23 protein-coding genes are annotated in these 25,862 nt (G+C 68.3%); 19 read left to right on the forward strand and 4 right to left on the reverse strand.

Annotated elements, in window-relative coordinates:
* Window positions 1–53: 53 nt before the first annotated feature.
* From ACN0TP_RS12170 to ACN0TP_RS12255, 18 genes are all read left to right on the forward strand, one after another.
* A complete protein-coding gene (locus ACN0TP_RS12170) occupies window positions 54–785 on the forward strand; it encodes an HAD family hydrolase (RefSeq protein ID WP_417219354.1) in 732 nt (243 codons plus the stop codon).
* On the forward strand, window positions 782–1,966 hold the full coding sequence (locus ACN0TP_RS12175; RefSeq protein WP_417219356.1) for a site-2 protease family protein: 1,185 nt from the start codon (window positions 782–784) through the stop codon (window positions 1,964–1,966). The genes ACN0TP_RS12170 and ACN0TP_RS12175 overlap by 4 nt, the downstream gene beginning before the upstream one ends.
* A gap of 29 nt (window positions 1,967–1,995) precedes the next feature.
* On the forward strand, window positions 1,996–3,090 hold the full coding sequence (locus ACN0TP_RS12180) for a tRNA (adenine-N1)-methyltransferase (RefSeq protein WP_417219358.1): 1,095 nt from the start codon (window positions 1,996–1,998) through the stop codon (window positions 3,088–3,090).
* 121 nt (window positions 3,091–3,211) lie between these two features.
* Window positions 3,212–4,987 (forward strand): proteasome ATPase, encoded by a 1,776-nt coding sequence (arc, locus tag ACN0TP_RS12185; RefSeq protein ID WP_417219360.1) that lies wholly within the window; start codon window positions 3,212–3,214, stop codon window positions 4,985–4,987.
* The gene (dop, locus tag ACN0TP_RS12190; protein WP_417219362.1) at window positions 4,984–6,588 is read left to right on the forward strand and encodes a depupylase/deamidase Dop; all 1,605 of its coding nucleotides are present in this window, start codon (window positions 4,984–4,986) and stop codon (window positions 6,586–6,588) included. Before arc ends, dop begins: the two co-directional genes overlap by 4 nt.
* A gap of 83 nt (window positions 6,589–6,671) precedes the next feature.
* Window positions 6,672–6,875, forward strand: coding sequence for a ubiquitin-like protein Pup (locus tag ACN0TP_RS12195; protein ID WP_417219364.1), 204 nt, complete (start codon window positions 6,672–6,674; stop codon window positions 6,873–6,875).
* Window positions 6,876–6,877: 2 nt separating this feature from the next.
* Complete coding sequence (gene prcB / locus ACN0TP_RS12200; RefSeq protein ID WP_417219366.1) at window positions 6,878–7,657, forward strand: proteasome subunit beta; 780 nt, start codon at window positions 6,878–6,880, stop codon at window positions 7,655–7,657.
* Complete coding sequence (prcA, locus tag ACN0TP_RS12205; RefSeq protein ID WP_417219368.1) at window positions 7,657–8,376, forward strand: proteasome subunit alpha; 720 nt, start codon at window positions 7,657–7,659, stop codon at window positions 8,374–8,376. Before prcB ends, prcA begins: the two co-directional genes overlap by 1 nt.
* A 2-nt stretch (window positions 8,377–8,378) precedes the next feature.
* Complete coding sequence (pafA, locus tag ACN0TP_RS12210; RefSeq protein WP_417219370.1) at window positions 8,379–9,749, forward strand: Pup--protein ligase; 1,371 nt, start codon at window positions 8,379–8,381, stop codon at window positions 9,747–9,749.
* Between the two features lie 121 nt (window positions 9,750–9,870).
* Window positions 9,871–10,815, forward strand: coding sequence for an FKBP-type peptidyl-prolyl cis-trans isomerase (locus ACN0TP_RS12215; RefSeq protein ID WP_417219372.1), 945 nt, complete (start codon window positions 9,871–9,873; stop codon window positions 10,813–10,815).
* A gap of 18 nt (window positions 10,816–10,833) precedes the next feature.
* Entirely contained in the window at window positions 10,834–11,229 is a 396-nt protein-coding gene (locus ACN0TP_RS12220) for an FKBP-type peptidyl-prolyl cis-trans isomerase (RefSeq protein ID WP_417219374.1), read from the forward strand.
* A 73-nt stretch (window positions 11,230–11,302) separates the two neighbouring features.
* Window positions 11,303–13,324: a helix-turn-helix transcriptional regulator gene (locus tag ACN0TP_RS12225; protein WP_417219375.1), complete on the forward strand. Its 2,022-nt coding sequence runs from the start codon at window positions 11,303–11,305 to the stop codon at window positions 13,322–13,324.
* The gene (locus tag ACN0TP_RS12230) at window positions 13,321–13,686 is read left to right on the forward strand and encodes a hypothetical protein (protein ID WP_417219377.1); all 366 of its coding nucleotides are present in this window, start codon (window positions 13,321–13,323) and stop codon (window positions 13,684–13,686) included. Before ACN0TP_RS12225 ends, ACN0TP_RS12230 begins: the two co-directional genes overlap by 4 nt.
* Window positions 13,687–13,708: 22 nt before the next feature.
* On the forward strand, window positions 13,709–13,954 hold the full coding sequence (gene tatA, locus ACN0TP_RS12235; protein ID WP_417219378.1) for a Sec-independent protein translocase subunit TatA: 246 nt from the start codon (window positions 13,709–13,711) through the stop codon (window positions 13,952–13,954).
* A 48-nt stretch (window positions 13,955–14,002) separates the two neighbouring features.
* Window positions 14,003–14,764, forward strand: a complete 762-nt coding sequence (tatC, locus tag ACN0TP_RS12240; protein WP_417219379.1) for a twin-arginine translocase subunit TatC — start codon at window positions 14,003–14,005, stop codon at window positions 14,762–14,764.
* A 69-nt stretch (window positions 14,765–14,833) separates the two neighbouring features.
* Entirely contained in the window at window positions 14,834–17,662 is a 2,829-nt protein-coding gene (locus ACN0TP_RS12245) for a DEAD/DEAH box helicase (RefSeq protein ID WP_417219381.1), read from the forward strand.
* An 89-nt stretch (window positions 17,663–17,751) separates the two neighbouring features.
* Complete coding sequence (locus ACN0TP_RS12250; RefSeq protein WP_417219383.1) at window positions 17,752–19,380, forward strand: amidohydrolase; 1,629 nt, start codon at window positions 17,752–17,754, stop codon at window positions 19,378–19,380.
* A 359-nt stretch (window positions 19,381–19,739) separates the two neighbouring features.
* A complete protein-coding gene (locus ACN0TP_RS12255; protein WP_417219384.1) occupies window positions 19,740–20,471 on the forward strand; it encodes a polyprenol monophosphomannose synthase in 732 nt (243 codons plus the stop codon).
* A gap of 92 nt (window positions 20,472–20,563) precedes the next feature.
* Here the strand turns inward: ACN0TP_RS12255 and ACN0TP_RS12260 are convergent, their stop codons facing one another.
* The 4 genes from ACN0TP_RS12260 to ACN0TP_RS12275 all read right to left on the reverse strand — a co-directional run bounded on the left by ACN0TP_RS12260 (window position 20,564) and on the right by ACN0TP_RS12275 (window position 23,585).
* Window positions 20,564–20,911 (reverse strand): RNA polymerase-binding protein RbpA, encoded by a 348-nt coding sequence (locus ACN0TP_RS12260; RefSeq protein ID WP_417219386.1) that lies wholly within the window; start codon window positions 20,909–20,911, stop codon window positions 20,564–20,566.
* A 193-nt stretch (window positions 20,912–21,104) separates the two neighbouring features.
* Window positions 21,105–22,052 (reverse strand): SPFH domain-containing protein, encoded by a 948-nt coding sequence (locus ACN0TP_RS12265; protein ID WP_417219389.1) that lies wholly within the window; start codon window positions 22,050–22,052, stop codon window positions 21,105–21,107.
* A gap of 86 nt (window positions 22,053–22,138) precedes the next feature.
* Complete coding sequence (locus tag ACN0TP_RS12270; protein ID WP_417219392.1) at window positions 22,139–22,606, reverse strand: NfeD family protein; 468 nt, start codon at window positions 22,604–22,606, stop codon at window positions 22,139–22,141.
* A 124-nt stretch (window positions 22,607–22,730) separates the two neighbouring features.
* Window positions 22,731–23,585: a putative RNA methyltransferase gene (locus ACN0TP_RS12275; protein ID WP_417219394.1), complete on the reverse strand. Its 855-nt coding sequence runs from the start codon at window positions 23,583–23,585 to the stop codon at window positions 22,731–22,733.
* Between the two features lie 40 nt (window positions 23,586–23,625).
* Between ACN0TP_RS12275 and ACN0TP_RS12280 the strand changes: the two genes are divergently transcribed.
* Window positions 23,626–25,734, forward strand: a complete 2,109-nt coding sequence (locus tag ACN0TP_RS12280) for a prolyl oligopeptidase family serine peptidase (RefSeq protein ID WP_417219396.1) — start codon at window positions 23,626–23,628, stop codon at window positions 25,732–25,734.
* The last annotated feature ends 128 nt before the right edge of the window (window positions 25,735–25,862 follow it).

Genomic DNA, 25,862 nt, shown 5'->3' on the forward strand with positions numbered 1-25,862 from the left:
CCCTAACGCGAACGCTGGCCGTGGCAACGGCCTCGCCCACGTAGAATTGGGGGATGAGCGCCTTTTCCCCCCACGCCCTGCGCGGCACGAATGCCTTTGACGCCCATGCCGGACTCCAGGCCGTGCTGTGGGACATGGACGGGACCATCGTCGATACCGAGCCGTACTGGATCGCCGCGGAAAAGGACCTGGTGCGCCGCCACGGCGGCCAATGGAACGACGAGGACGCCTTCGAACTCGTCGGGCAGGCCCTGCCGACCAGTGCCGCCATGCTCCGCGACGCCGGGGTGGACCTGGGGATCCGCGAGATCATCGACGAACTGACCGCCAGTGTGATGGGCGGCCTCCGCGCGGACACCGTCTTCCGCCCCGGTGCACGGGAACTGCTGGAGGACCTGCGCGAGCACGGCGTGCCGTGCGCCCTGGTCACCATGTCCGAGGAACCTCTCGCCCGCCTGGTGGCCGAGGCACTGCCGGAGGGGACCTTCAGGTTCCTGGTCACCGGCGACATGGTCACCGCGGGCAAACCGGACCCGGAGCCGTACCACCTGGCCTTTGACACGATGGCCACCCAGGTCCGGGACCTGCAGCGCCATCGCGTCGTCGCGCTCGAGGACTCGGTCCCCGGCGTCTGCTCCGCCGTTGCCAGCGGAACCCCGACCATCGCAGTGCCCCATGTGGCCTCCCTGCCGGCGGACGGCGGGTGGACCGTCTGGCCCACCCTCGAGGGCATGGGCGCCGCCGACCTGGACGCGTTCGTGGCTACCTCCGGGGCGACTGCGTGAGCGGCCCGATCCAGCACGCCAACGCCGGGGAGCAGCCGGCCCCGCCGTCCGGGCAGGACCGGGAGAAGCGCCCGGGCATCCCGCTGGGCCGCATCGGCGGGGTCCCCGTCTACCTGGCCTGGTCCTGGTTCCTCATCGCCGCCTTCATCCTGCTGGTCTTCACCCCCAACGTCATGCGCGCGCTGCCGGGCATCGGCCTGGGTGCCTACGCCGTCTCGTTCACCTATGCCATCCTGCTGGCCCTGTCGATCCTGGTCCATGAGCTGGCCCACGCACTGTGCGCCAAGGCCTTTGGCTGGCCGAACGCCCACATCGTGCTCACCCTGTGGGGCGGGCACACGCAGTTCGGCAGCTTCCACGCCACCCCGGGCAAGTCGCTGCTGGTGGCCCTGGCCGGCCCGGCGGCGAACTTCGTCCTGGCCGGACTGGGCTACGGGATCGAACTGGCGCTGGAGCCCAGTGGCGTCACCGGGCTGTTGTTGAACATCCTCATCTGGGCCAACTTCCTGGTGGCCCTGTTCAACGTCCTGCCCGGGCTGCCGCTGGACGGCGGCCGGCTGGTCGAATCGGCGGTCTGGGCCGGCACCGGCTCCCAGGAGAAGGGCACCGTCGCCGCCGGGTGGGCCGGTCGCCTCATCGTCATCGGCATCGCCGCCTACATGATCCTGCTGCCGCTAATCAGGCACCAACCGGTGAACCTGCAGCTCACGGTGGTCGCCGTGCTGCTGTGCGGCTTCCTGTGGATGGGTGCCAGCAGCTCCATCACGGATGCACGGATGCGCCTGCGGCTTCCGCGCGTCGCCGCCGCCGCGCTGATGGAACCGGCCAGCGCGCTGCCGGCAGCCTCGGTGGTCGCCGACATCGACCGCCGCCTGATGCAACTGCCCGGACACATTGTCTTGTGCGCACCCTCCGGGTTGCCCGAAGCCGTCGTGGACCGGGCCTCGACGGAGTCGGTCCCCGCCGCGCTGCGGCGCACCACGCCCTCCAGCACCGTGGCCCGGGCCCTGGCCCCCGGCGCAGTCGTGCGGGCCAGCCGGTCGGGGCGGGACCTGATCACCTACCTGGCCAGCCTGGACGGCAGCGAATACGCGGTCGTCGATGACACCGGCCGGATCGTGGGCCTGCTCAAGCAGGGCACGGTCGTCGCGGCCATCACCGGCAAGAAGTCCGGTCAATGAACCACCCAGCCAACGGAACGAGCCACAGCATGACAGATACCCCCGCACAGCCCGCAGCACCCCACGGAGCCGGGCATCGGCGCGGCCCCTTCGCCCCCGGCGACCGGGTCCAGCTCACCGACGAGAAGCGCAGGATGAACACCGTCACGCTCACCCCGGGCGGCCAGTTCCACACCCACCGCGGGGTGCTGGACCACGACGCGCTGATCGGCGAGCCAGAGGGCGTCGTCGTGGAGAACTCCGAGGGCCGCCGCTACCAGGCGCTGCGCCCGCTGCTGAAGGATTTCGTGCTCTCCATGCCCCGCGGCGCGGCGGTGGTCTACCCCAAGGACGCAGCCCAGATCGTGACCATGGGCGACATCTACCCCGGGGCCCGCGTGCTGGAGGCCGGCGTGGGTTCCGGCGCCCTGTCCATCTCGTTGCTGCGCGCCGTCGGGGACGCCGGCTACCTGCACAGCATCGAACGCCGCGAGGAGTTCGCCGACATCGCCCGCGGCAACGTCGAGACGATTTTCGGCGGCCCCCACCCGGCCTGGAACATCAGCATCGGCGACTTCCAGGACCAGGCCACCGCCCTCGAGGAGCCCGGCTCCATCGACCGGGTGGTGCTGGACATGCTCGCCCCCTGGGAATGCGTGGACTCCGTGGCCACCGTCCTGGCCCCGGGCGGCGTCTGGGTCAACTACGTCGCCACCGTCACCCAGCTCTCGCGCACCGCCGAGGCCATACGCGCCGACGGCCGGTTCACCGAACCCGAATCGTGGGAATCCATGGTCCGCGGCTGGCACCTCGACGGCCTGGCCGTCCGGCCCGACCACCGCATGGTCGCCCACACCGGATTCCTGCTCACCACCCGCCGCCTGGCCGACGGGGCCGCCGGGATCCCCGGGCAAAAACGGGTGAAGAACACCGAGTTCGCCGCCGAGGACCTCAACGCCTGGACCCGGGAGCACGACGACGAGGCCTGGTCGGCGTCGAACCTGGGCGAACGCGGGGTCTCCAGCAAGAAGCTGCGCCGGGCGGCGAAGGACGCCAAGTCGATCAAGCAGCGCGGCGCCTTCCGCGACGCCGACGGCAACGGGCTGGATCCCGACGACTTCCCGGAGCCCGACGCCGATCGCTGAGCCTTCTCGCCGGCCCTTTCGCCGGGACTGGTCGCTGACACAGTGGGCGGCCGGGGGCCCGGGATGGCTACGATGAGAAGTACGGCCCCCGAGGGGGCAAGCGGCAACGAAGGGTGCTCACATGCCGGATGACACGACACCGACTCCCGGGCCCGGGGACACGCGGAACGACGCGCGGCTGCAGGGCCAGCTCGACATTGCCGAGCGCCAGCTCAATGTCCTGCGTGACAAGGCACGGAACCTGGATCGCCAACTCGGCACCGCCACGGCGAACAATGGCCGCCTGACAGCCATGCTGGAGCGCACCCGCGACCAGATCGTCACCCTGAAGGCGGCACTGGACCAGGACGGGGACACCCCGTTCACCTTCGGGACCATCGTGTCGCTGAACGCCAGGACGCACCCGGCGGCCGGGACAGCCATCGCCTCCACCGCGGTGCAGAGCGCCGACATCATCCAGGGCGGACGCAAGCTGCGCGTGGCCATCAGCCCGCTGCTGAACTTCGAGGCCCTGCAGCTGGGCCAGGAGGTGCTGCTGAACGAATCGCTGACCATCGTCGCCGGCCTCGGGTTCGAGGCCTCCGGCGAACTCGTCTCCGTCAAGGAGGTCATGGACGACGGGCGGGTCCTGGCCGTGGGACGAGCCGATGACCAGAAGGTCATCCGCCTGGCCGGGCCGCTGCTGCGCGAAAAGGTCAGGGTCGGGGACTCGTTGGCCATCGACCCGCGCACCGGGTTGGCCACCGAACGCGTGCACCTGTCCGAGATGCAGTCGCTCATCCTCGAGGAGGTCCCGAACATCTCCTACGCCGACATCGGCGGGCTGGGGCCACAGATCGAGCAGCTGCGCGACGCCGTCGAACTCCCGTTCCTGCACCAGGACCTCTACCGCGAACACGGCCTGAAGGCCCCCAAGGGCATCCTGCTCTACGGCCCTCCCGGCTGCGGCAAGACGCTCATCGCCAAGGCGGTCGCGCACTCGCTGGCCGAACGCACCGCGGAACTGCGCGGCGGGGAGAGCGCCCGCAGCTACTTCCTGAACATCAAGGGCCCCGAACTGCTGGACAAGTACGTCGGGGAGACCGAACGCCACATCCGGCTGATCTTCTCCCGGGCCCGCGAAAAGGCCGCCGGCGGGAACCCCGTCGTCGTCTTCTTCGACGAGATGGACTCGCTGTTCCGCACCCGCGGCACCGGGGTCTCCTCCGATGTGGAGACCACGATCGTCCCGCAGCTGCTCAGCGAGATCGACGGCGTGGAGAAGCTGGACAACGTCATCATCATCGGTGCCTCCAACCGCGAGGACATGATCGACCCGGCCATCCTGCGCCCGGGCCGGCTCGACGTGAAGATCAAGGTGCTGCGCCCCGACGCCCAGGGCGCCGCCGAGATCTTCGGCAAGTACCTCACCACCGACCTGCCGCTGCACGCCGACGACCTGGCCGAACACGGGGGCAACGCCGAGGCAGCGGTGCAGGCGATGATCCGCCAGACGGTGGAGGCGATGTACCAGACAGAGAAGGAGAACGAGTTCCTGGAGGTCACCTACGCCAACGGCGAGACCGAGACGCTGTACTTCAAGGACTTCAACTCCGGGGCCGTGATCCGCAACGTGGTGGACCGGGCCAAGAAATCGGCCATCAAGGACCTGCTGACCTCCGGCGAGCGCGGACTGCGGATCGAACACCTGCTGCGCGCTGTCGTCGACGAGTTCCACGAGCACGAGGACATGCCCAACACCACCAACCCGGACGACTGGGCGCGGATCTCCGGCAAGAAGGGCGAACGGATCACCTACATCCGCACGATCGTCCAGGACAAGTCCAGCGCCGCCACCGGCCGCAGCCTCGAGGCCAAACCGGGACAGGGGTACTCCAACACGGGACAGTACCTGTGAGCGTGCACCGGGTGATCGGGCTCGAGACCGAGTTCGGGGTGCTGGCCCCCAGCCAGCCGGGGGCGAACTCCACGATCCTCTCCGCCCAGGTCATCAACGCCTACGCTGCCACCGTGCGTGCCGGGTACGGGCACCTGGCCGGCACCCGCTGGGACTATGCGGACGAGGCGCCGCTGGCCGATACCCGCGGCTGGAACATGTCACGGGCCGTGGCCGACGCCTCGCAGCTGACCGACACCCCGCGCGAACTCACTGCCGAGGAGATCGCCCTGGCCGGCGGGGATTCCCGGGCCGGTTCGACCCTCTACAGCGAGGAGGACGGCGACGGGCACGTGCTGATGAACATGGTGCTGGGCAACGGAGCCCGGCTCTACGTCGACCACGCCCACCCCGAATACTCCTCGCCCGAGACCACCGGCCCGCACGCAGCGGTGCTCTACGACCAGGCGGGGGACCAGGTGGCGCTGGCGGCCCAGCGACGCATCGCCGAATCCCCGGGGTTCGCCGAGGTGCTGCTCTACAAGAACAACACCGACAACAAGGGCGTCAGCTACGGGGCGCACGAGAACTACCTCATGCCCCGCACCACGCCCTTCGACGACATCGCCGCCGGGCTGCTGCCCTTCTTCGCCACCCGGCAGATCCTGTGCGGGGCGGGCCGCGTCGGGGTGGGGATGACCGGGAAGGACCCCGGCTACCAGATCAGCCAGCGGGCCGACTTCTTCGAGGCGGAGGTGGGGTTGGAGACCACCATCCGCCGCCCGTTGGTGAACACCCGCGACGAACCCCACGCCACCTGGGAGAAGTACCGGCGCCTGCACGTGATCGCCGGGGACGCGAACCTGGGCCAGGTCTCCACGCTGCTGCGCGTGGGCACCACGGCCCTGGTGCTCGCCCTCATCGAGGCAGGTGCCGCCCCGGTGCTTGAATTGCGTGATGCGGTCACCGCCGTCCAGCAGATCAGCCACGACCCGACCCTGCGCACCGTCGTCGAACTCGCCGACGGACGGCGGATGCGGGCACTGGACATCCAGCAGGCCTACCTCGACGCAGCGCGCCGACACTGCGCGCGCACCGGTGCCGACGACGCCCAGACCACCGACGTGCTCACCCGCTGGCAGGACACCCTGGACGCCCTCGCAGCGGACGTCTCCTCGGCGAAGGCCACCGTGGACTGGGTCGCCAAAATGGACTTGATGAACCGCTACCGCGACCGCGACGCTCTCGCCTGGGATGATGACCGGCTGGCGATGATGGACCTGCAATGGGCCGACCTCCGCCCGGAGAAGGGGCTGTACCACCGGCTGGCCGCCCGCGGGCTGATGGAGACCCTGTTCACCGCGGAGCAGGTCCATTCCGCCGTCGTGCATCCTCCCGAGGACACCCGCGCGTACTTCCGCGGCCGCTGCCTCGGCGCCTACCCCGACGACGTGCTGGGAGCCAGCTGGGATGCCGTGACCTTTTCCATCCCCGGACGCCCCGGCACCCAACGCATCGCCACCCCCGAACCGCTGCGGGGAACCCGCGAGATGGTCGGCGCCCTCTTCGACGCCGGACTGGACGTCGCCGCGTTCGTCGACGAGCTGCGCCGCGGCAGCTGACGCGCCGGGCCCCGTGACAGGGGCTGCAACAGTGACAAGATGGAAGCATCGGCGGTACGCCGCCCCGAGACAAGGAGCACCCCATGGCACAGGAACAGCAACGGCCGCAGCACTCCACCCAGGAGCAGGAAGTGGACGACGCCGGTACGCCGGCACCCGCACCGGCCTCACCCGCCGCGCAGGCGCAGACGCAGGATGTGGACGACCTGCTCAACGACATCGACGGGGTCCTGGAGACGAATGCCGAGGAGTTCGTGCGCGGTTTCGTGCAAAAGGGCGGACAGTAGCCGTGCAGACCCCCGACGGACCCTCCTTCGTCGACTACCTGGTGCGTGAACGCCCCGACCTGCTGCCGGCCCGCGAGGCGGCCCCGGCCCCCGATGGGCTGCGCCACGCCACCACCATCGCCGCCCTGGCCTACGACGGCGGGGTGGTCATGGCCGGTGACCGGCGGGCCACGATCGGCAACGTCATCGCCAGCCGGCACATGGAAAAGGTCTTCGCCACCGACCACTATTCGGTGGTGGGGATCGCCGGGTCCGCCGGCATCGGGCTGGACCTGGTGCGCCTGTTCCAGGTCGAACTCGAGCACTACGAGAAGATCGAGGGGGCGCTGCTCAGCCTCGACGGCAAGGCCAACCGGCTGGCGGCGATGATCCGCTCCAACCTGGGGATGGCCATGCAGGGGCTCTCCGTCGTCCCCCTCTTCGCCGGGTACGACCCGCGCCAGCAGGCCGGACGGATCTTCTCCTTCGACATCACCGGCGGACGGTTCGAGGAGATCGAACACCACACCATCGGCTCCGGCTCCGTCTACGCCCGCGGCGCGCTGAAGAAGCTCTGGCGCCCCGGCCTGGACGCCACGGCGGCGATCCGGGTGGCGATGGAGGCGCTCTACGATGCCGCCGACGACGACTCGGCCACCGGGGGACCGGACCTGGTCCGCCACCTGTGGCCCGTCCTCTACCGGGTCGACGCCGACGGGTCCTTCCGCATCCCGGACGAGGACCTGTCGAGGATCGCCCACCAGATCGTCGCCGAACGCTCGGCCACCGCCCGGGAGGCCTGATGAGCGCCCAGTTCTACGTTTCGCCCGAACAACTGATGAAGGACCGGGCGGATTTCGCCCGCAAGGGCATCGCCCGGGGACGTTCGGTCATCGTGGCCAGCTGCCGCGACGGGATCGCCCTGATCGCCGAGAACCCCTCCCGGACCCTGCGCAAGATCGGTGAGATCTACGACAGGATCGCGTTCGCCGCCGTGGGGAAGTACAACGAATTCGAGTCGCTGCGCCAGGCAGGAGTCAGGTATGCCGATACCCGCGGCTACTCCTACGACCGGGAGGACGTCACCGGCCGGGGCCTGGCCAGTGTGTACGCCCAGAGCCTCGGTTCCGTCTTCACCGCCGACACCAAGCCGTTCGAGGTCGAACTCGCCGTGGCCGAGGTGGGGGAGGACCCGGCCACCGACCAGGTGTATCGGGTGAATTTCGATGGATCCATCTCCGACGAGCCGGGAATCCTGGTCATGGGCGGCGACGCCACGGCGCTGGCCACCGCCCTCGACACGGCCTGGACGGGCCGGAACCTGTCGGCCGCGGGGTTCGGCGACGTGATCCGCAGCGCCGCCCACGCGCTGCCGCACCTGGCCGGGACCCCGACCGCCGACCTGTTGGAGGTGGCCGTGCTGGACCGGACGCCCCGCACCGCCAGCGGCACCCGCCGCACCTTCAGACGCTATGGAAAGGACGAGGTAGTGCAGACCCTCGCCGGAGAGGACGGTGCCTGAGCATGGACCGCCGCATCATGGGGATCGAAACCGAATTCGGGATCGCCTACTCCTCGCCCACCTCACGCCCGCTCACCCCCGAGGAGGTGGCCCGATACCTGTTCAAACCGGTGGTGGCCTGGGGCCGCAGCTCCAACGTCTTCCTCACCAACGGGTCCCGCCTGTACCTCGACGTCGGATCGCACCCCGAGTACGCCACCGCCGAATGCGACGACGTGGCCCAGCTGATCAGCCACGACCGGGCCGGGGAATCGATCCTCAACGGGCTGGTCACCAGCGCCGAGGAGCTCATGCGCGCCGACGGGCTGGACGGGTCCATCTACCTGTTCAAGAACAACACCGACTCGGCCGGCAACTCCTACGGCTGCCACGAGAACTACCTGATCCCGCGCAAGCTCGAGTTCGCCCGGCTGGCCGAGATCCTCATCCCGTTCCTGGTCACCCGGCAGCTGTTCGCCGGCGCCGGCAAGGTCCTGCCGGTGGACGGGGAACACCGGTACGCGTTCTCCCAGCGCGCCGACCACGTGTGGGAGGGCGTCTCCTCGGCGACCACCCGTTCCCGGCCCATCATCAACACCCGCGACGAGCCCCACGCCGACGCGGAATACCACCGGCGGCTGCACGTGATCGTCGGGGACTCGAACATGTCGGAGACCACCCAGCTGGTCAAGATCGGCTCCACCGACCTGATCCTGCGCATGATCGAGGCCGGCACCATCATGGAGGACCTGCGCCTGGAAAACCCCATCCGCAGCATCCGCGAGATCTCCCACGACCTCACCGGACGCCGCACGGTCCGCCTGGCCAGCGGGCGGGAACTCAGCGCCCTACAGCTGCAGGAGATCTTCTACGCCAAGGCCAGCGCGTTCGTCGAACGCCACGGCGCGCACACCCCGCACCTGCCCCGCGTCATGGACCTGTGGCGCCGCGCCCTGGATGCCGTGACCAGCGGGGACGCCTCCGGCATCGACACCGAGATCGACTGGGCCATCAAACGCCGGCTCATCCGCCAGTACCAGGACAAGCACTCCCTGGAGCTCTCCTCCCCAAGGATCGCCCAACTCGACCTGACCTACCACGACATCAACCCGCAACGCGGTGTGTTCGGGCTGCTGCGCTCCCGTGGCCGCGCCGCCACCGTCGTCCCCGAAGCTGACATCGCCGAGGCCGCCGAGAACCCACCGCAGAGCACCCGGGCCAAATTGCGCGGTGACTTCGTCCGCGCGGCCAAGGACGCCGGCCGGGACTTCACGGTGGACTGGGTCCACCTCAAGCTCAACGACCACGCGGGCCAGACCGTGTTGTGCAAGGACCCCTTCGCCAACACCGATCCGCGGGTCGATGAGCTCATGGGATTGATCGGCCCCCGCTGATCCGGCGCGCCGCCTCAGCGCATTCACAGGCTGCCGCCCTAAGCTTGACGTGGCCTGAACGCCCGGAGACCGGGTGCTGCGGGCCCAAGAAGACCGATGTACGACGACGAAAGTGGATTTTGTGCGCAAGCTGCTTGCACTGGTTCTCGGGGTGGCGCTGCTGGCGCTGACCGCCTGTGGATCCGGAACCCCGAAGAGCGTGGGCGCGGTCGAGCCGCTGTCCTCCATCAAGGTGACTCCCGGAGCGGACGACAACACCGCCCCGAAGGTCGAGTTCGACACGCCAATGAAGGCCACCGCCCCCGGGGCCAAGGTCATCGAGGAAGGTGACGGCGCCACGATCAAGGCCGGTCAGGACGTCAGCTACAAGATGTCCGGATACAACACCCAGGACGGCAAGGAAATCGGGAACACCTTCACCGATGCCCCGATGACGCTGTCAGTGGAGGACGCGCTCAAGGAGCAGGACGCTGAGATCTACAACGTCCTGGTTGGCACCAAGGTCGGGTCCTGGGTCGCCTATGTCCGTCCGGACGACACCGCTGAAGCCACCGAAGGTGAGTCGAAGTCGGCCGAACCGGCGGAAGCCAAGCAGGTCCTGATCCTCAAGGTCCTCGACGCAAAGGACAAGAAGATCACCTTCAAGAAGGAAGAGGGCGACGCCAAGAAGGGCACCGAAGCTTCTGCCACATTGGGTGACGACGGCAAGGCCACCATCAATATCCCCGCGGGCAACGAGCCCCCGGCGGACCTGAAGGTCACCACGCTGAAGGAAGGCGACGGGGCCAAGGTCAAGAAGTCCGACACCGTCACCGTGAACTACGCCGGTGCCACCTGGTCGGACGGCAGGCAGTTCGATTCGAGCTATGACCGCGGCGAGCCGGCCACGTTCGGGCTCAACCAGGTCATCAAGGGGTGGACGCAGGGCCTTGAAGGCGTCAAGGTCGGATCCACTGTCTTGTTGACCATCCCCGGCAAGCTCGCCTACGACGGATCCGCGGGCAAACCGCAGGGTACCCTCGTATTCATTGTCGAGGTCACCAAGGCCGACGCGGCAGCAAAGTAGAAACAGGAAGGACACCCATTGTCTTTTGGCAAGCGCGAATACGATCGCACCAAGCCGGAAATCGATTTCCCCGGCGAGAACCCGCCCACCGAACTGGGCATCGAGGACCTGATCGCCGGTGACGGCGCCGAGGTGGTTCCGGGCACCACGGTCTCCGCCCACTACGTGGGCGTCGCCTGGTCGACGGGCGAGGAATTCGACGCCTCGTGGAACCGCGGGGAGCCGTTGCACTTCCGCGTCGGTGTCGGCCAGGTCATCCAGGGTTGGGACCAGGGCCTGATCGGGATGAAGGTCGGCGGACGCCGCCGCCTGGAGATCCCCTCGCACCTGGCCTACGGCGACCGCGGTGCGGGAGCTGCCATTGCCGGCGGCGAATCGCTGATCTTCGTGGTCGACCTGGTGGACGCCCGCTGACCCGGACACCACCTTCGACGGCGTCGCCCCGTGTCTGGGGCGGCGCCGTCGTCCTGTCTAGTAACGTAAGCGTGTGTCTGCCAAACGAAACCCGGGTGCGCCCTCGCGCACGGAGAAGCTCGTCAGCCTCACCTATGCGCTGATGTCCCGCCGCCGCGGCTACACCCGCGCCGAGCTGCGCGGGATCGTGGACGACTACCAGGGCCTCACCGACGACGCGTTCGAGCGCAAGTTCGAACGCGACAAGGAGGACCTCCGCGGTCTCGGTGTCCCCTTGGAAACGCTCACCGGCGATGCCTACTACGGCAACGACCGGCAGGACGCCCACTACCGGATCCGCCCCGAGGCCTACCGCCTGCCGGCCGTCTCCCTCGCACCGGACGAGGCCCTGGCCCTGGGCCTGGCAGCCCGGGTCTGGAAGGATCCCACCATTGCCAGCGCCGCCGACCGCGCCTTCGGCCGGCTCCTGCCGGCAGCGGCCGACGCACCCGAGGATGCCGGCGCCTCCTTTGAGACGTTCGAGCCGCGCCTGCACGCCGCCGATGCCGTCTTCCGCGACCTGCTCGGCGCCGTCTGGGACCACTCGCCCATCCGCTTCACCTACCGTCCACCATCCGGTCAGGCCGCGGTGCGCACCATAGAACCCTGGGGTCTGGGCAACCGCTTCGGCCACTGGTACCTGGTGGGCTGGGACCGCGACCGGGACGGACAACGGATCTTCAGGCTCTCCCGGATCACCTCCGAGATTGCCCGACGCCCCGGCACCGTCGAGCGACCCGAGGGCTTCCGCATCGCCGATGTGCTTGATGCACTGGACCCGGAATCGGCACGGCAGCGTGCCACCGTGCGGCTCGCCCCCGGACGCGGTCTGGCCCTGCGCAGTCGTGCCGTCGAGGATCCGGGGACATCGCAGGACCCCGACACCATCAGCTTCGACTTCCAGGACGACGAGGCCACCAGCGCCGAATTGGCCGAACTCGGCCCGGCCATCGCGGTGTTGGCACCGGATGACCTGCGCGCCGCCGTGGTCCGACGCCTCGAAGGCGCGCGGTACGCCATGGCGGCGCCCGCCCCCGGCTTTGCGTTCGGACCGGCCCGGGCCGGTGGGCGGCCGTCCTCCTCCGACGTGGTGGCCAGGGCCCTGGACATCATCGCCTACGTGGTGCGCGAGGGTGCCCCCCTGATCGATGACACGGCAGCACATTTCGGCCTCAGCCGCCGCCGCCTCATCGACGACCTGGCGATGATCCAGATGTGCGGGGTCCCCAATGGGCTGCCGGACGAGCTGATCGACGTGGACTTCGAGGGCGACCGGGTCACCATCGCCAACGCGGAGGGGCTCTCCGCGCCGATCCGTTTGAATCTCATCGAGGCCTTTTCCTTGCTGGTCGGACTGCAGACGATCCTGGACCTGCCCGGCGGCGCGGAGCGTGGCGCTGCCCGGGGCGCCCTGGCGAAACTGCGCGAGGCTGCCGGGGAATTCGGTGACATCGACCAGGTCGTCTCGGCCCGGTTGGCCGCCACCGAGGCCTCCGGGACACGGGAGGCCGTCACGGCGGCGACCGCCAGCCAGCAGGTCCTGCATCTGGCCTACCACCATCCCGGCCGCGACGACATCAGTGAACGCGACGTCGAACCGATCCGGCTCGTGGAGGACGGCGGGCGCACCTACCTGCAGGCCTGGTGCCGCCGGGCCGGGGACCGGCGCAATTTCCGGCTCGACAGGATCCTCACCGCGTCGACCACGGGCGAGCGGTTCACCCGCGACCCCGCGCGCCACGCGGTCCAGGACGGCACCCTCTACACCCCAGCACCCGAGGACACGAGGGTTGTGCTGGGATTCGCCCCGCGCCTGCAGCGGCTGGCGGACGAGTTCGCGCCGCGGCAAAGCGCCAAGGCCAAGGACGGGACGATCGTGGCCGAGGTCGGGATCGCCGAGACCGGACAGCTGCCCGGTCTGGTGGCCCGCCACGGGGGAGAGCTGCGGGTCATCGAGCCCCCGGAGGCCGTGGAGGCGGTCCGCCGCTGGCTGCACGCCGCCCTCGACGCCGATCGAGAGCGCCAACCCCACCCGTTGACCGAGGAGAACGCATGATGCCCTGGTGGTTCTGGATCCTGCTGTGGACCGTGCTGGTCCTGGCAACGCTCGTCTTCCTGGCGCTTTGTGGGCTATACCTGTACCGCCGCTTCATGGCGATGTTCACCGAGCTGACCGAGGCCGGCGACGCGCTGGCCCTGCCGCCGGGCGAGCCGCTCACGGAGGAGGTGGCTGGAGGGAGTCGTCCCGCGGCCGGTGCCGCCGGGCTCTTCCGTTCCCGCGAGGATGCCCGGGCCGAATACGACGGCGGAAAACTCGCCCGCCGTCGTGCGCGGAGACAACGCCGTGTCGCCGGAAAACGTGCCCGCGGTCAGGCCCAACGGGTGCGCGACCTGTACCCACGTGACGTAGACTTGTAGGCAGACGAAAGGAAGTTCCCCCATGGGTGGTCTGCAGGGATGGCACATTGTCATCATCGTTGTCCTGGCGCTGATTCTCTTTGGCGCCCCGAAGCTGCCTGGCCTGGCCCGTTCGCTCGGTCAGTCCATGCGCATCTTCAAGTCAGAGGTCCGTCAGATGAAGGACGATGACCCCAAGGCCCCGAAGGACCCCAAGGATCCGTACGCCGCCGACGAACCCGTCGAGGGCAAGGTCGTCGATCCCGACCACCGCGGGCCCCAGCTCTAGTTCTCTGTGACAGAACGAACAGGGCGCAAATCCAACCCCGAGGGGAGGATGGCGCTCAAAGCTCACCTGATTGAACTGCGCAATCGGCTGTTCATCTCCCTCGGGGCCCTCTTCCTGGCGGCCATCGGCGGGTTCTTCCTTTACCGCCCCGTCCTCGGGCTGCTGCTGCAGCCGTTGAAGGACGCCGGAGGCATGGCGAACTTCAGCACCGCCGTCTCGCCCTTCGACATCATGATCAAGGTGTCCCTTTTCCTGGCACTGATCATGGCCTCCCCGGTCTGGCTCTACGAACTGTGGGCCTTCATCGTCCCCGGGCTGAAGAAGAAGGAGAAGCGCACAGCGCTGGCCTTCATCGGTGCCTCCGTTCCGCTCCTGCTGCTGGGTGTCTACCTGGGCTACTGGGTGTTGCCGCATGCGCTGATCTTCTTCCTGGGACTGACACCCGACATCGCGGTCAACCTGATCACCGTCCCTGAGTACCTCAGCTTCGTGCTCCGCCTGCTGCTGGCGTTCGGTCTCTCGATGATCATCCCCGTGCTGCTGGTCGGACTGAACATGATCGGCATCCTGCCGGGGCGGATCATCGTGAAGAACTGGCGCATCACCGTTTTCCTGATCTGCCTGGTCGCCGCCATGGCCGCCCCGGGTGGCGACGCCTTGACCATGTTCGTGTTGGCGGGCCCGCTGCTGGTGCTCTTTGCCGCCGCCACCGTTTTCTGCCTGGTCAACGACAAACGACGGGCCAAACGCCGGCTCGAGCAGGAACAGGAGAACGAACGGCTGATCGCCAACGGCGAATCGGTCGACTGACCCTCGACAGCACGCGGGGAGGGCAACACCGTCCCCACAGACTTCAGACCCAGGAAGGGATGGTCGGGCATGGGCTCTCCGGCAGAGCAGTACGCAGCGTGGCGGGAACGCGCAGCTGAAGCAAAAACCGAGCTCGGCGCCTTCCGCCGCGGACTTGGATTCGACCTTGACCCGTTCCAGATCGAGGCGTGCGCCGCCGTCGAGCAGGGCCGCGGGGTCCTGGTCGCGGCGCCGACAGGTGCCGGGAAGACTGTCGTGGGTGAATTCGCCATCCACTGCGCCCTGCAGCGTGGCATGAAGGCCTTCTACACCACGCCGATCAAGGCCCTGAGCAACCAGAAGTTCAACGAGCTCAGTGCCTACTACGGTGCCGACAAGGTCGGCCTGCTGACCGGGGACACCACCATCAACGGGGAAGCGGACGTGGTGGTCATGACCACCGAGGTCCTGCGCAACATGCTCTACGCGGACTCCGACACCCTCACGGGCCTGGCCTACGTCGTCATGGACGAGGTCCATTACCTGGCCGACAAGTTCCGCGGAGCGGTGTGGGAGGAGGTGATCATCCACCTGCCGCAGAGCGTCCAGGTCATTTCCCTCAGCGCGACGGTTTCCAATGCGGAGGAGTTCGGCGGATGGCTGGATACGGTGCGTGGGGACACGGCCATCGTCGTCTCCGAACACCGTCCCATCCCGCTGTGGCAGCATGTCATGGCCGGTTCACGGCTGCTTGACCTCTTCGCCGGAGACGTGGCCTTCGACGAGGTGGCGGCCCTCGAGGGCGGAACGCCCGAGCGCGACATCGCCGTCAACCCGGAACTCACCCGGCTGGCCCAACGCGACGAACGCCGGAACTTCCGTGGAGGAGGGGGCCGGGCGAACCGGCGGGGCAGGGGCCATGCCGGTCCTCCCAGACCAGCAAGCCCACCGGAAAAGCACAGGGTGTCCCGCCCGGAACTGGTGCTCGCATTGGACCAGGCCGGTCTGTTGCCGGCCATCGTCTTCATCTTTTCCCGCAAGGGGTGCGATGCCGCCGTCGCCCAGTGCGTACGCACGGGATTCTTCCTGACCACCGACGCCGAATCGCGGCGGATCGAACATGAAATCGACGCGGTGGCCCAGGAGATTCCACCCGATGACCTGGACGTCATCGGGTTCTGGGCGTGGCGCGAGGGGCTGCTGCGTGGATTCGCGGCGCACCATGCCGGCTTGTTGCCGATCTTCAAGGAAGTCGTCGAGAAGCTCTTTGCCCAGGGGCTGGTGAAGGCGGTCTTCGCCACCGAGACCCTGGCACTGGGTGTGAACATGCCGGCCCGTTCGGTCGTGCTGGAGAAGCTGGAGAAGTTCAACGGGGAATCGCATGTCTCCATTTCCGCCGGTGAATACACGCAGTTGACCGGGCGGGCCGGCCGCCGGGGGATCGACGTGGAGGGCCACGCCGTCGTGCTCTGGCAGCCGGGCACCGACCCGGCAGCGGTGGCAGGGCTGGCCTCCAAGCGCACCTATCCGTTGAATTCGAGCTTTCGCCCGACCTACAACATGTCGCTGAACCTCTCATCGCAATTCGGGATGGGCCGGGCACGCAGCATCCTGGAGTCCTCGTTCGCGCAGTTCCAGGCCGACCGTTCCGTGGTGGGACTGGCCCGCCAGGTCCGGAGCCGCCAGGAGTCCATGGCCGGTTACGCCGCGTCGATGACCTGCCATCTGGGGGACTTCGAGGAGTATGCCCGCCTGCGGCACGAGCTGGGCCAGGCTGAGAAGGACGCCTCGCGGACCGCGCATCGGATGCGCCGCTCCGCGGCGGAACAGTCACTGGAGCTCCTGCAGCCCGGGGACGTCATCGACGTGCCGGGGCCGCGCCGCCTGGGCCGCAGCGTGGTCATCGCATTGGCGGACTCCTTGCGGGACCCGCGGCCGACGGTGCTCACCGAGGACCGGCAGGTCCGCCGGGTGGGTGTCCAGGACCTCGAGGGGCCAGTCGAGGTCATCTCGAGGATCCGGATCCCGAAATCCTTCACCGGCCGCACCCCCAAGGAGCGCAAGGACCTGGCCGCCTCCCTGCGCAACGCCCTGCACGATAACCGGCCCCCACGCCGGGGGGCCGGGGGCTTCGACTTCCCCGGTTCCGATCGGCAGGAGGCACGTATCACCGAGCTGCGGCGCCAGCTCAAACGCCATCCCTGCCATGGTTGCAGCGAACGTGAGGACCACGCGCGGTGGGCAGAGCGCTGGTGGAAGCTCAAGATGGAAACCGACAAGCTCTCGAGCCAGATCGCCGGCCGGACGAACACCATCGCCAAGACCTTCGACCGGGTGTGCTCGATCCTGCAGCATTACGGCTACCTGGCACTGCACGACGGGGGCGGGGACGGGGGCGTCCTGGTGACCACACCGGCGGGAAACCGGCTGCGCCGGATCTACGGGGAACGCGACCTGCTGACCTCCCTGGTTCTCGAGTCCGGTTGCATGGATCGCCTGGGTGCCGCCGAGCTGGCCGGTTTCGTCACGACCCTGGTCTACCAGGCCAAACGCGAAACATCGGGGGTGCACCCGAAGATGCCGAGCCGTGACGTCCAGGCGGCCTGGGACGTCGCAGTGCGGAACTGGTCCGAACTCACCGACCTGGAGGTCGCGAACCGGTTGCCGGAAACCGGGGAACCCGACTCGGGTCTGGTGTGGCCGATGTACCACTGGGCCCGGGGCAAGGACCTCAAGGAATGCCTGCGCGGTACCGACCTCGCCGCCGGGGACTTCGTCAGGTGGGCCAAGCAGGTCATCGACACCCTGGACCAGCTGGCCAAGGTCCCCGATCTGTCCCCGGTACTGGCCGGACGCTGCCGTGCGTCAGTCGACGCCGTCCGCCGCGGCGTCGTCGCCTACTCCAGCGTGGCCGACTAGGCCACCGCTTCACGGCAGGCATCACCGCCTGCGGTGCCCACGAATTTGAGGCGATCCACCGGTCGCCCCCTGCAGGAAAGGAAGTACACATGTCCGCACTGGTCATGTACCGCAACGGAGCCATCTACAGCGCAGCAGATCCATTCGCCACCGCCATGCTGACCGACGGGGGCGAGGTCGCCTGGGTCGGCCAGGAGGCGGCTGCGGACGCGCTCGTGGACGCGAAAATGGAGGTCATCGACCTCGAGGGTGCGCTCATGGCCCCGGCCTTCGTCGACTCACACGTCCACCTGACCGAGACCGGTGTTGCCCTGGCTTCACTGGACCTGTCCGGCTGCGCGTCGCTGGAGGAATTGCTGGAAGCCGTCGCCGAGCGCGCGGCGACCCAGGAGGGTCCGGTGATCGGCGCCGGTTGGGACGAGAGCCTCTGGCAGGAGGTGCGTTTGCCCTCCGTGGACGAGCTCGAGGCCGCGGCACCCGGACGGCAGGTGTACCTGACACGGGTCGATGTCCACTCGGGATTGGTGAACCGTACGCTGGCGCAGGCCGCCGGCCTGGAGGGAATGGACGGGTGGAGCGGTGGACCCCTGGCGGTCCGCGAGGCGCACACCCGGGTCCGCGCCCAGGTCCTTGATTTCACCGCAGCATCGCGGATGCGGTACCAGCGTCTGGCCCTGGACCATTTCGCCGCGAACGGCTATGCGGCCGTCGCGGAAATGGGTGCACCGCAGATCGGCACCCGTGACGACGTCACCGCCTTGAACACACTGCTGGACGCCGACGGGCAGGACCTGCCAGCAGTGCGCATCTACTGGGCCCAACCGGTCGGTTCCGCGGATGAGGCGAGGGAGGTCCTTGCCGGGTTCGGAACCGAACGCATGGCAGGGCTCGGAGGCGACCTCAACATCGACGGATCGCTCGGATCCTGGACGGCGCATCTGCGGGCGCCCTACACGGACGAACCGTCCCACCGCGGAACCCTCTACCTGGATGCCGCAGCGATCGCCGAACACGTGGTGGCCTGCACGGAGGCGGGTATCCAGGCGGGGTTCCATGTCATTGGCGACGCCGGAATGGATGAAGCGGTCGCGGGTTTCCGCCTGGCGGAGCAACGTGTCGGTGCCGCTGCCATCCAGCGCGGCCGTCACCGGCTCGAGCACGCCGAAATGATCGATGACCAGGCGATCGCCGCCATGCTTGAGCTGGGGGTGACGGTCTCCATGCAGCCCCTGTTCGACGCCATGTGGGGTGGCCCGGGTGCCGAGTACGAGCAGCGACTGGGGGCAGAGCGCTCCGCGGCCATGAACGAGGTGGGTCGGCTGTTGGCCGCCGGCGTGCCCGTTTGCCTCGGATCCGATAGCCCGGTGACGGCGAACAGCCCGTGGGCGACCGTGAAGGCGTGCCTTGAGCACCACACCGAATCCGCACGGGTGTCGGCACGCGCGGCCTTCGTAGCCCATACACGGGCCGGCTACCGTGCCTTCGGCGACCCGGATCCGTTGGCCGGTCAGCTAGTGCCCGGATCGGAGGCGACCTTCGCCATCTGGGCCGCTTCCGAGCTGGCCGTCCAGACCCCCGACGCCCGGGTGTCCTCGTGGAGCACGGATGCCCGGGCCGGCACTCCGATGCTCCCGGTGCTGGATGAGGAATTGCCCACCTGCCTGCGGACTGTACGCCGTGGCCGGACGATCTTCGAGAAGTCCGGGACGGGGAAGTAGCCGGTCTGCGACGCGCCGGGCCTGACTAGGCGATAGTGCAGAAACGTCTAGTCAGAACACAGTTGACAGGTCGCCGTAAGAAGATAGGCTGGATTCTCAACGGCGATGGTAGTTAGGCCTACGACGTCGCGCCGGCACTTCGGCAAACAACAACAGGCAAGGCCCCGGGAACAGTAGAAAACAAATCGATTTCGCCTGCGTGCGTGCTTTTTGGTCCGAAGTTCCCGGGGTCTTTCCGTGCCCTCGGCCCCGTGACCCGTATAGTGGGACATTGGCTTTCCCCACCGGAGCATGGGTGGGACGCGGACCACGGGTCCGCAGCCGCGTCCAACGCAGAAACAGTCCAGAAGGGTAACCGCGTGCGGGTAATCACCATCATTCCGACCTACAACGAGATCGAGTCGCTCCCCATCACCATCAAGCGGCTGCGGGAGTCCGTCCCGGAGTCGGATGTCCTGGTGGTCGACGACAACAGCCCCGACGGGACCGGGGAATTCGCCCGCAACCTGGGGGAGTCGGATCCGCAGATCCATGTCCTGCACCGGGAAGGCAAGGCCGGCCTGGGCGCCGCCTACCTGGCCGGATTCACCTGGGGGCTGGAACGCGGATATGACGTCCTGGTCGAACTCGACGCCGACGGCTCCCACCAGCCCGAACAGCTGCCGCGCCTGTTGGAAGCGCTCACTGCGCAGAACGCCGACCTCGTCATCGGATCGCGGTGGGTCCGCGGTGGAAGCGTCGTGAACTGGCCCTCGTACCGCAAGCTCATCTCGGTCGCCGGCAGCACCTATTCCCGGCTCATGCTGGGCCTGGGCACCCGCGACATCACCGCAGGTTTCCGTGCCTTCCGGCGTGAAACCCTGGAGGCCCTCGATTTCAATGACGTGGAGTCGGTCGGCTACGGGTTCCAGGTGGACATGACGTTCCGTGTGGCCCTGCTGGGCAAGAAGATCGTGGAAGTCCCCATCACGTTCGTCGAGCGCGAGCTCGGAGTATCGAAGATGAGCGGGAACATCGTGGTCGAGGCGATGCTCAACGTCACCCGCTGGGGCCTGGCGGCACGCTGGAAGAAGCTCACCGGCAAGGCCTGATCCCCTCGGGAATCCGCCAACGTCAAAGGGCCGGGTTGCACTCCATGAGGAGTGCAACCCGGCCCTTGTGGCAGGCGGAGGGTGCCCGATGCCTAGGCGTCGACCTTTTCGCCGCGTGCGGCACGGAGCTTGTCGAGCCGGTCCTTGAGGATCTGCTCGAGTTCGTCGACCGACCGGCGTTCCAGGAGCATGTCCCAGTGGGTACGCACCGGCTTGTCGTTCGAGGTATCGGGCGCCTCGCCGTTGACGAGCAGGGCTTCCTTGCCGGTCTTGGAGACCCAGGTGGGCGGGATTTCCGCCTCGGTGGAGAACATCACGAAGACCTGTTCCCCATCGGCGCACCGGTATTCCACGCGCTGGCGCGGGGCCGGCTCGACACCGGCCTCGGTCTCCATGCTCTGTGCGCCCAGGCGCATCCCGCGAAGACTGCGATCGCTCATGTTTTCTCCCTACTACGTGCTGCTGTCGTCTACCTTGTCAACGTCGCCGACCGGACGAACATTCCCCGCCGGTCGGCGGAAGCCTCAAAGCCACCAGTATACGCGCTAGCGCGGTTTGACCTGCCGACACACGAACGGGGCGTGGAGGGTCATCCTCCACGCCCCGTCCGTGGGCCGCGTTGCCTGCCTGCGGCTACTGGGGCGGCTCCGGCGGCTGGTGGCCAGCCGGATTCTTGCCGGTGGCCGGCGGCGTCGGCTGCTTGCCGTCGTCGGTGAAGTTGCCCAGTGCACCGCCGATGCCCTTGAGCGCCTCGCCGACCTCGCTGGGGATGATCCACAGCTTGTTCGAGCTGCCCTCGGCGAGCTTCGGGAGCGTTTGCAGGTACTGGTAGGCCAGCAGCTTCTGATCCGGGTTGCCGGCGTGGATCGCGTCGAAGACCTTCTCGATGGCCTGCGCCTCGCCGTCGGCGCGAAGGATCGCCGCCTTGGCGTCGCCCTCGGCAGCGAGGATGGCGGCCTGGCGCTGCCCTTCCGCCGTGAGGATCTGCGATTGCTTGGTGCCCTCGGCCGTCAGGATCGCCGCCCGGCGGTCACGTTCGGCGCGCATCTGCTTCTCCATGGAGTCCTGGATGGACAGGGGCGGATCGATGGCCTTGAGCTCGACGCGCGAGACACGGATGCCCCACTTGCCGGTCGCCTCGTCCAGGACACCGCGCAACTGGCCGTTGATCTGGTCCCGGCTGGTCAAGGCCTCCTCGAGGTTCAGCCCACCAACGACGTTGCGCAAGGTGGTGGTCGTGAGCTGCTCGACCGCCTGGATGTAGTTGGCGATCTCGTACGTGGCGGCACGGGGCTCGGTGATCTGGAAATAGACGACCGTGTCGATGGAGACGACGAGGTTGTCCTCGGTGATCACCGGCTGCGGCGGGAAGCTGACAACGTTTTCACGCAGGTCCAGCAGCGGCAGCAACCGGTCCACGAAGGGGATCAGCAGGGTCAGGCCGGGGCCGAGGGTGCGCTGGTACTTTCCCAGCCGTTCGACGATGCCGGCTCTCGCCTGCGGGACGATGCGTACCGACCTCAACAGCACGATGATCACGAAGACCGCGAGTACTGCCAGGACGATGCCTAGGCCTGTCATATGTGGTTCCCCTATTCTGTGTGGCCCCGAAGGGTCTGGTGGCGGGACCGCCGTCGTGAAGCCACGGCGCCGGCCCCGTCGAAGTCCTAGTGGCCGTGTGCCTGGGCACCGCGGCTGGTGATGAAGGCGGTGGCACCGTCGATGCGCACCACGGTGCCGTACATGCCAGGAGCCAACGCGGCATCATCCTCGCTGCGTACGCTCCAGGTTTCGCCGCCGATCTTCGCGCGTCCGCCCATTTTGGTGGTGGGCTCCAGGACGAGGGCATCCTGTCCCACGAGGCGGTCGACATTGGTCAGCCGGTCTGCCGGGCCCTTGTGTAGTTGCCGCAGGGCGATGGGTCGGACGAAGAAGATCATCGCGAGTGCCACGAGGCAGAAGACCAGCGCCTGGACCCAGAAATCGCCACCGGCCAAGGCGACGACGACTCCGCCCAGTGCCCCGACACTGAGCATGATGAAGTACAGATCCAGTGACATCATCTCGATGATGGCCAGGATCAGGAACAACGCCAGCCAGAACACCCAGGCGTTTGCGATGACCCATTCGAACATTTCGGCACCTGCATCAACGTCGGGAGGGCACGTTCCGCCCTCGGTCCTTCCATCTTGCCTGATGGGGGCGCTGGGGATCATCACCCTTGGGAGGTATGTTCCATGGCTGGTTCCCCAGCGGGTGTCAACGACGGCGGAACACCTGGAGCCGGAAGGCGGCGGTCACCGAGGCCGGCACCGGGCTCTGCGCCAGGCGTTCCCGGATCCCCGCCTCATCGTGATGGTGGCCGGCGGGACCCATGAGTGCAAGCCGGACGGCATCATCGTCCGCAAGATGAAGCGTGGTCCGGATCTGGCGGGTACGCAGCACGTCGAAGTCCCCGCCGAGCGCCTCGGTGACGGAGTCCTCCTTGTTCCCGCCGACGGACAACAACGACAGCGGGCCGATGGCCTCGCCCAGATGCTCGGGCAGGGGAGTGGCCACCAATGCGAGGCCGCCGGGCGCCAGCACCCGGGCGAATTCCGGCCCGTTGCGGGGGGCGAAGACATCCAGTAGCAGGTCCACCCCCGCGTCGGCCACCGGCAACCGGCGCCACAGGTCCCACACCAGGGCCCGCGTCCGCGGGAGCTTGGCCGCCCGGCGCATGGCCTGTCGGGAGATGTCCAGTGCGACGGCGTCGGGGCGATGCCCCCGGTCCCGCTCCAGCTCGTGGGCTACGGCATCCAGGTAGTACCCCGTCCCCGCGCCCGCGTCCAGGATCCGCGGCAGGTCAACGCCTGAGCCGACGGCTTCCTCGGCCAGGGCCCGGGCCAAGGGGGCATAGTATCCGGCACCCAGGAAGCGGGCCCGGGCGTCGACCATGGCCGAGGTGTCTTCGCGGAAGGCGGTGCCCTTGCCGGTGAGCAGGTTGAAGTAGCCCTGTTTCGCCGCATCGTAGCGATGGCCGGAGGGACAAGCCAGGCTGCGGCCATGAGGTCCGGCCGCCGTCAGGGGGCCGGTGCAGACCGGGCAGCTGAGCTCGATGGAATCGAGGGTCACGACTATTTCCTTCAATAAGTCTTTCAGATACGCTCGCTGTGTGAAACCAGACCAGCTTGAGCTCCTGACCACTGTATCCGCCCCGGCGCTGAGCCCCGACGGGAGTCGCGCCGTCTTCGCGGCCAGCCATCCCAGCTTTGACGCCGACTCTGGGGTGGGCCAGTTGTGGATCCTCGAACCCGGCGCCGATGGCAGTGGCTCCGCCCCGCGGCGGCTGACGCGGGGGAGCTCCGACGCCGCCCCGCGCTTCTCGCCCGACGGCCGGATCATCGCCTTCCTGCGCCCGGACGAGAAGGGCAGGATGCAGCTGGCCATCGTCGACGCCCGGGGTGGCGAGCCCCGGCTGGTCACGAATCGCCACCTCGGCGTCAGTGGCTTCACGTTCTCCCCGGACTCGCGCCGGGTGGCCTTCACCAGCAGGACCCCGGCCGAGGGCCGCTACGGCACCGTCGAGGGCATCGCCGCGGGAGCCGAGGACCCCCGCCGCATCACCGGCTTCAAGTACCGCTTCAACGGGCTCGGATTCGGCAACGACAAGCGCGCCGGCATCCATCTGCTCGAGCTGCCTGACCTGGACGCGGAGCCGTTCATCCAGCCGGTTGGCCGGGCGGCGAAGGCCGCCGCGGATGCCGCCGGCGGCCAGGCGGAGACACCCACCGGGGAGTTCCCGCCGACACGGCTCATCACGCCAGCTGACAGGGACTGCACCAACCCCGAATTCGGCCCGGATGGGGCCCACGTCTACTTCACGGCCGCCCTGCACGAGGGGGCCGACCGCGACCTGCGCTCGATGATCCACCGTGTCCGCGTTGCCGGGTTGGACACCTCCGGGACCGGTGGGCCGGAGGTTGAACCCGTCGCCGGTACCGCGACCGGATCGACGGCCTACGACGACGTGCGCTTCAGTCGCGACGGCTCCTCGCTGTTCCTGCTGGGCAGCGAACTGGGGGAGACGGGCATCGACTTCGTCGCCCGCAGCGGTGCCATCCACGTGCTGGCGGCAGATGCCATCGGATCCGAACAGCCGCGACGGCTGACCGACCCGGAAACCGTCGACTACACCGAGAACGATGCCCTGGTGCCCTTCGGAACCGACGGCATCGCAGCCCTGGCCCGGGTGCGCGGGGCTTCCGAGGTGCACGTCATCTCCGCGACGGGCGGCGCCGAGACCCTGGTCTCCGGGCACCTCGAGGTGGGAGGCGTCGCCGAGGAGGCAGGCGTCGTCGTCCTCTCCTACAGTGATCCCACGACGCCCGGGGAGATCGGGATCCCGGCCAACGGCGGGGTCAAGGCCCTGACCGACTTCGCCGCCGGGTTGCGTGAGCAGACCCGGATCGCCGTCCCCCGCGAGTTGGAGGTCGAATCCGCCGATGGGTACCCGGTGCACGGCTGGATGTTCCTGCCCGAAGGCCCGGGGCCGCACCCTGTCCTGCTGAACATCCACGGCGGCCCGTATGCCCAGTACGGGTGGGGCTATTTCGACGAGGCCCAGGTCTACGCCCGCGCCGGCTACGCCGTATTGCAGTGCAACCCGCGGGGCAGTGCCAGCTACGGCCGCGCGCACGGGCTGGCCATCAAGGAGGCCATGGGGACCGTGGACCTGCAGGACGTGTTGGCCTTCCTGGACGGCGCCATCGCCTCCGAGCCGATGCTGGACGGTGCACGGACCGGGGTGCTGGGGGGATCCTACGGTGGCTACCTGACCGCGTGGACGATCGCCCACGAGCACCGGTTCGCCGCGGCGATCGTCGAGCGCGGCTACTTGGATCCGCTCTCGTTCACCGGCACCAGCGACATCGGCTGGTTCTTCAGCGAGGAGTACACCGGCCGCGACGTTGCCGCGACGCTGGCGCAGAGCCCGATGGCGAAGGTCTCGCAGGTGCGCACCCCCACCCTGGTGCTGCATTCGGAGGAGGACTACCGCTGCCCGCTGGAACAGGCCCAGCGCTACTACGTGGAGTTGCTGCGTCACGGCGTCGAGGCCGAATTCCTGCTCTTCCCGGGGGAGAACCACGAGCTCTCACGCGGTGGCACGCCGTGGCACCGGCGCCAGCGCTTCGAGGCGATCCTGGAGTGGTGGGGCCGGTACCTTCCCGTCGATGCGCAGGCGGGGAACGACGACGGTGCTCCGGTGGCTGCCTCGGCCTAGGTGCGTGGGTCGGTAGTCGTTTGATGCCGGCCAGCGTTTCATCAGAATATCCATTGGGTATCGAAGCGGACTGATCCTGTGCGTGGAGCCCTGGCCGGCCAGTGCCTTGGCAATCCCCAAGATGCGGC

This window comes from Arthrobacter sp. (assembly GCF_048266065.1).
In the GTDB taxonomy this organism is placed as follows: Bacteria; Actinomycetota; Actinomycetes; order Actinomycetales; family Micrococcaceae; genus Arthrobacter_H.